Source organism: Variovorax sp. P4_D9 (genome assembly GCF_056401695.1).
Genome location: NZ_JBFUIU010000569.1, coordinates 1 through 5,889, shown reverse-complemented (window position 1 = coordinate 5,889; position 5,889 = coordinate 1). Strand labels below are relative to the sequence as shown.

Sequence of the window (5,889 nt, the reverse complement as noted above, 5' to 3'; positions counted from 1 at the left end):
GTCCTGCGCCGCGCGGTAGTTGCTCACCACGGCCGGGTGATCGACCGAAATGTCCGCCGCCCGGTGCTCGAAATCCGCCATTGGATAGCCACGCTTGGCCAGCAGCTCGCGCACCGGCGCATCGGCCTGGTCCACCACGCCTCGTGGGTTGTCGACGAAATCGGCCTGCAAGGCGGTCCAGGCCGCGCTGAAGCGCGCAGCATCCGCGGGTGTCAGCGGGACGATCGTGAGATGCCCGACGCGATCTTCGCGGCGTCGCAACTCTGCTTCAGCTTGGGCGCGGCTGTCGTGCGCCTCGACGGCACGGTCGTATTCCGGGCCGAAGCGCGCCCGCAGTCGATGCGACTGCTTGCTGCGGTGGATTGCATAGGCGGCCAGTGCGATCAGCACCACGGCTGCGACGATGGCGACAAGCGTCCATGTCTGCGGGGTCATTGTGTTCATTGCTGCTCCCGGAGCGATAAGACAAGCCACCGCCGCCCCATGCTTTGAATGGCGCTCGGATTCAGTGGCGAGTTCATGCTGCGCCAGGGTGGGATGCAGAGGCCGCAGCACATGGGAGTTTTGAGCGTGGGAGAGGGCTTACAGCCGAAAACTTTGGCGCGTTCGATCGGTTGAATCCGCAACTGATTGAGGGCGTCGAGCGAAAGACCTTGCGGCGGCGCACACCTAGTTCAACTGGATCTCGGCCTCCGTCGGGGCATCCTGTTCCCTGGTGCTCGACCCTGCGATCTTGCTGCCCTTCCTGAACCAGTAGTGGCAGCCAGTGCGGAACTTCATCGTGAGGCACATCGAGCCGTCGGCGTGGATGACCCACTTGCCAGACCCTCCGCCCGGCGCGCTCCGATCGACAAAATAGACTTGACCATCCGAACGGAATTCCCACCGGGAAAGCATGCCTGTCGCCAGATTTCTGGAGACGAGGTTCTTGCCGACCAGGACGTGCGCCATGTCATTTGGGGTCAGATAAACCCGCTCGTGGGAAAGCGCCGGTTGGTCGGAGATGGATGGGACCGCAACGACGCACACCAGCACGCGCACGATGCGGCGGGCGACCCAGGCAAGCCGACCATGAGGCGGTCGCTGAACCTTGCCATGGCCATGCAGGCTGCTCTGGGTAGAGCTGGCAATGCTCATGAAATCTCCCGCGCTGTCAGAGAGGGGAACAAAATGCGGCAAGAAGACCGCTGTCCACACGCTAGGGGCAGCGGCCGCGCAGGTCCTGAGGGGTGGCCGAATGAACGACGAGCTATCGACGATCAATCAACGAGTCGGCGATGAAGCGCTGATGGGTGAGTCGGGCACCTCCGGCGACCGTGTCCTTTGCTTTTCTGGCTTCCAATTCAACTCGCGCCGCGATGAGTTGCGCCGAGGCGAGCGAACGATTCCCCTTCGGCCCAAGCCCCGCGYCTTGCTGCGCTACCTGATCGACCATCCGGGGCGGCTGTTGAGCAAGGACGAACTGATCGGTGCGCTGTGGGGCCCGGTGGTGGTGACGAACGATTCGCTGGTGCAGTGCGTCGGGGAGTTGCGCGCAGCGTTGGGTGATCGGGATCAGCAGCTGATCAAGACGCTGCCTCGACGCGGCTACATGTTCGACGTTGCAATCGAGGCGTTGCGGCCCTCATCTGACGTCAATGCATCTGCACTTGCCAAACCGCCGCCCCTGGCCGACGCACCCGCTGCCGAGCCCGACGACCCGGCCGCCGCGGACACGCGTCGCAAGGCGCCCATCCGCTGGTGGCTGTGGCCGGGAATCGGCGCCCTGGCGCTGGCTGCAGCGGGCGCCGCTTGGCAGATGCATCCGAATCCACCGTTCAGCATCGACGAACAGATCCAAGCGCGCCGCGCCACGGCGGTGCTCCGCCTTGTCGATGCCGATGAAGCATTCAGCGGGTCGATGCTGGGCAACGCGCTGCCCGACGAGATCGCCACCCAGATCTCGCTGCGCTGTGCGATGCGGGTGATCGGGCGTACGGCCACCACACGCTACGATGCCGGCACGCCCGACATCGAGCGCATCGGCCGAGAGCTGAAGGTGCGCTACGTGCTGAGCGGCCGGGTGGTTCGCGTGGGCGATCGCGTCGCCATCGAGTCTTATTTGAGCTCGGTCGCCACCGGCGAGGTCGTGCGCTTGAACCGCGCCGACTTTGCAACGGAGAGCGACGCACTGAACTCGAACTTCGCCCTGCGCGTCGCATACGCGCTCAGGGTCTATCTCAATGAGGTCGACGCCGCGCGCCTCGGCCAACCCGGTCATCGGCCCGACGCTCCATGGTCGGGGCGCCAACGCCGCCGCCCACATGGCCAAGCTCCGCGAGTCGATACCTGGCACCACGATTGCCTACTTGCTGCTTTTCCACCCTGGGGACGACCCGGTTTCCTGGTCCAGCGCGCCCGTCTGGTCGAGGGCTTACGCAAGGCGGGCCTGCCCGAGAAATAACCGGCGATGACCATCCAATGCAGAGTTCCCCCACCCACCAACGTCTTTCGAAAGGGGCGCCCATGAACGAGGAATATTTCAAGGCTGCTCTCCAGAAACTGGAGGCGCAGCAGATTGCGATGGGTCTTGCCGTGGCGCACCTGCTGGATGTATCTCCGGAACCCGTGCGTCAGGACCTGAGAAACCTGGCGCCGAAGCTTCCCGATTTGCTGATTCATCACCGGCTGACGGATCAGCAGTTGCAGGACATCCGAGGCCACCTTCTTTCGTTTCTGAGGGAAAGCGACGCGCCTTGACCGCGAGATGGCCGAGCCATACCGGACGCCGTAGGCCATCATGAAGGAAACCGCGGTCTCCCCGAAGCCTCATTGACGCGCTTCTTCAGTTCGTCGAGGTAGTTGTAGATCGTGAACCGTGTCACCCCCAGCGCCGTTGCGGCGCGCTCGACGCCGCCGCGCACCATGAACAATCCACGCTCCTGCATCATCTGCACGGCGGCGGTCTTCTCTTCCTTGTCCATCTTCGGGACTGGCTTGCCGTAGCGACGGACCGCGCAGGAAATGATGTCGCGCATCAGGGCCTCCATGTCGGGCATGTCGACGCGTGAAGGTTCGGCCGGCGGCGGATCACCGCGCGACGGCAGCATGCGGGCGAGCAGCGCCTGGGCGGCCTCGATGCTGTGGAAGTCCGCATTGAGACACAACGCAGCAAAGGTATGGCCGAGCGAATCGCGAAACATCGCTGTTGCGGAGACGAGCGACCGGCCGTCGCGCGTGAAGGTGGGATAGGGATACACCGTCACATGCTCGCCGGGCTGGGCGGGGGCCTTGCCTTCGGCCAGGATCGCGAGCGCCTTGTCGTTCCCCGGCCCCGCCAGCACCGGGCTGCCGGGGCTGCGGCCCGTGACATGCCCGTTGGCGATCCGCAGCACTGACTGCTCCGGTCGGGTGAGGTCGTGCAGTACGACCTCGACATGATCGCCGACCATGGCGCCGAGCATCGGCACCAGGGTCGCCAGGGTGCCAAGGATCAGCTCGCGCTCGCGCTTCACCTCGGGGGCGAGGCGAGGGTGGAGCCTGGGTTTTCCATGCGAGACCTTCTTGTCCATCTTCTTGACACGTCTGGCGAGCGACACGTACATTGCATGTTAAACAGCTTGTTGATCTCGTTCAACTAAATATCAACTCCGAGCCACCCTGCGCTTATCGCGATGCAGCCCGTGCCCCAGGTCGAACGCTCCGCTCGGATCACCGAGCTCTTTCCCTATCTAGATGAGCGCATCTACCTCGACACCGCGGCCGCCGGCCTGTGCTGGAAGGGCCACGGCGCCGCCGTCGCGCGCTTCTACGACGACGTCAAGAGTCGCGGCTACGACGCGCGGCCCGAGTGGTGGGCGCTGTCGGGCCAGTTGCGCGCGCGGCTCGCGCGGTGGCTCGGCGTCACGGCCGAGGACATCACCTTCGTGATGAACACGACCGACGGCCTCAACCTCGCATCGCACAGCCTCGACTTTCACGCCGGCGATCGCATCGTTCTGGCCGAGGACGAGTTCCCGTCGGTCGCGCGCATCTGGACCGAAGCCGAGCGCGCGGGCGCGGAGGTGATCCGCGTGGCCATACCGAGCGAACCGGAGCGCCAAGCCGCGCTCATGGCCGCGGTAGATCGCCGCACCCGTGTGCTTGCGGTGTCGCAGACGCATTCGAGCACCGGCACCACGGTCGACCTCGACGTGCTCGCCCGCCATTGCGACGCGCAGGGCGCGCTGCTGATGGTGGATGGCATCCAGGCGCTGGGCGCGGTGCCGACGCGCCTCGACGGCGTTGACATCTTCGTCTCTTCCTTCTTCAAGTGGATGCTCTCGGGTTTCGGCTTCGGCATCCTCGTGACCTCGGCCCGCGCACGCGAATCGATGACGCCCGCGTGGCGCGGCTATGCCAACATGGAAGACGATCGGCAACTGCAGTACGCCCACGTCAACATTCCCGCGCTCTATGGCCTCGACGCCACGCTGGACCTGTTCGAGTCGATCAGTTGGGACACCGTGCATGCGCGCGTGCTGGCATTGGGCGATGCGCTGATCGCGGCGAGCGACCGGCACGGGCTCGACCTGATCACGCCGCGCGACCGCCACGCCGGCATCTTCGTCTTCCGCGCCGCGGATGGCGAGGCCGCGCGGCTGCGCTTGGCCGGGAGGAACATCAGCGTCTCGGCCCGCGGCGACGGTCTGCGCGTTTCGCCCCATTTCTACAACACGACGCAGGAAGTCGAGCACTGCGCCGCCGAGATGGCGCAGGTGATCTCCGCCTGAGCGAGCCGCCGAATTCATCCGAGGAGTTCCATCATGTCCCGCTTTCAACCGCGCGCCCGTCGACTGGCGTTGACCTTCGCCCTGACCACGATGGGCGCCGCCGCCCTGGCACAGGCACCCGCCGCACCACAGGCCGCGCCCGCGGCGCCGGCCGCGGCGACCGCTTCAGCCACGCTGGCCGCGGTGAAGGCGCGTGGCGTCCTCAATTGCGGCGTCATCGGCAGCTCCTCCAATTTCTCGCTGCCCGACAGCCAGGGCGTGATGCGCGGTCTCGACGCCGACATGTGCCGGGCCGTGGCGGCTGCCGTCTTCGGCGATGCCGAGAAGGTGAAGTTCATCAGCCTCACGCCGGCACAGCGCCTGGTGGCGGTGCAGTCGGGCGAGGTCGATACCTCCTTCTCGCAGATCACCTGGACGCTCGCACGCGAATCGAAATCGGGCGTGCAATTCACCGGCACCTACTTCTTCGATACCTATGGCCTGATGGTGCCCAAGGCGCTCAAGGTGACCAACGCCGCCAAGCTGGGCGGCGGCAGCGTGTGCATGATCACCGGCCCCGGCGAGACCAACGCAGCCGAGTTCTTCGGCAAGAACAAGCTGCGCTACAAGCCGGTGCCATTCTCCGAGGGCGAGCAGATGCGCAAGGCCTTCCTCGCGAAGCGCTGCGACGCGATCTTCCACAGCCTCTCGGCGCTGGCCACCTTCAAGAACACGCTCGGCGCGCAGGCTGACGACTACCTGCTGCTGTCCGAGACCTACGCGCGCGAGCCGCTCGCCGGCGTCGTGCGCAAGGGCGACGACCGATGGTTCGACGTCGTCCGCTACGCGCTCAACGCGATGATCAATGCCGAAGAGCTCGGCGTGACCTCCAAGAACGTGAAGACCTTCGCGAGCTCCATCGATCCCAACGTCCGACGGCTGCTGGGCACCGAGGCGGACCTCGGCCCCTCGATGGGCCTCGACAAGGAATGGGCCGCGAACATCATCGCGCAGGTCGGCAACTACGGCGAGGTGTTCGACCGTGCGTTCGCGGGCACGGGCATGCCGCGCGCGCAGAACCGACTCGCCGAACAGGGCGGCCTGCTCTACGCCGTGCCGATGCGCTAAGCCCCGGCATGACAGCAACGCCCGGCATCGC

7 protein-coding genes are annotated in these 5,889 nt (G+C 65.7%); 4 read left to right on the top strand and 3 right to left on the bottom strand.

What is annotated here, in order from left to right:
• A partial coding sequence (locus AC1DY5_RS39025; protein ID WP_478119816.1) for a hypothetical protein occupies window positions 1-444 on the bottom strand: 444 nt, incomplete at its 3' end.
• A 225-nt stretch (window positions 445-669) separates the two neighbouring features.
• Window positions 670-1,137: a hypothetical protein gene (locus AC1DY5_RS39020; protein ID WP_478119815.1), complete on the bottom strand. Its 468-nt coding sequence runs from the start codon at window positions 1,135-1,137 to the stop codon at window positions 670-672.
• Between AC1DY5_RS39020 and AC1DY5_RS39015 the strand changes: the two genes are divergently transcribed.
• Complete coding sequence (locus AC1DY5_RS39015; protein ID WP_478119814.1) at window positions 1,130-2,443, top strand: winged helix-turn-helix domain-containing protein; 1,314 nt, start codon at window positions 1,130-1,132, stop codon at window positions 2,441-2,443. The genes AC1DY5_RS39020 and AC1DY5_RS39015 overlap by 8 nt on opposite strands.
• Window positions 2,444-2,505: 62 nt before the next feature.
• The gene (locus AC1DY5_RS39010; RefSeq protein ID WP_478119813.1) at window positions 2,506-2,739 is read left to right on the top strand and encodes a hypothetical protein; all 234 of its coding nucleotides are present in this window, start codon (window positions 2,506-2,508) and stop codon (window positions 2,737-2,739) included.
• A gap of 38 nt (window positions 2,740-2,777) precedes the next feature.
• On the opposite strand, the gene AC1DY5_RS39005 is transcribed toward AC1DY5_RS39010, so the two are convergent.
• Entirely contained in the window at window positions 2,778-3,494 is a 717-nt protein-coding gene (locus AC1DY5_RS39005) for a helix-turn-helix transcriptional regulator (RefSeq protein WP_478119812.1), read from the bottom strand.
• Window positions 3,495-3,653: 159 nt separating this feature from the next.
• Here AC1DY5_RS39005 and AC1DY5_RS39000 point away from each other — a divergent pair, with 159 nt between their 5' ends.
• The gene (locus AC1DY5_RS39000) at window positions 3,654-4,751 is read left to right on the top strand and encodes an aminotransferase class V-fold PLP-dependent enzyme (RefSeq protein WP_478119811.1); all 1,098 of its coding nucleotides are present in this window, start codon (window positions 3,654-3,656) and stop codon (window positions 4,749-4,751) included.
• Between the two features lie 33 nt (window positions 4,752-4,784).
• Entirely contained in the window at window positions 4,785-5,858 is a 1,074-nt protein-coding gene (locus AC1DY5_RS38995; RefSeq protein ID WP_478119810.1) for an amino acid ABC transporter substrate-binding protein, read from the top strand.
• Window positions 5,859-5,889 lie beyond the last annotated feature (31 nt).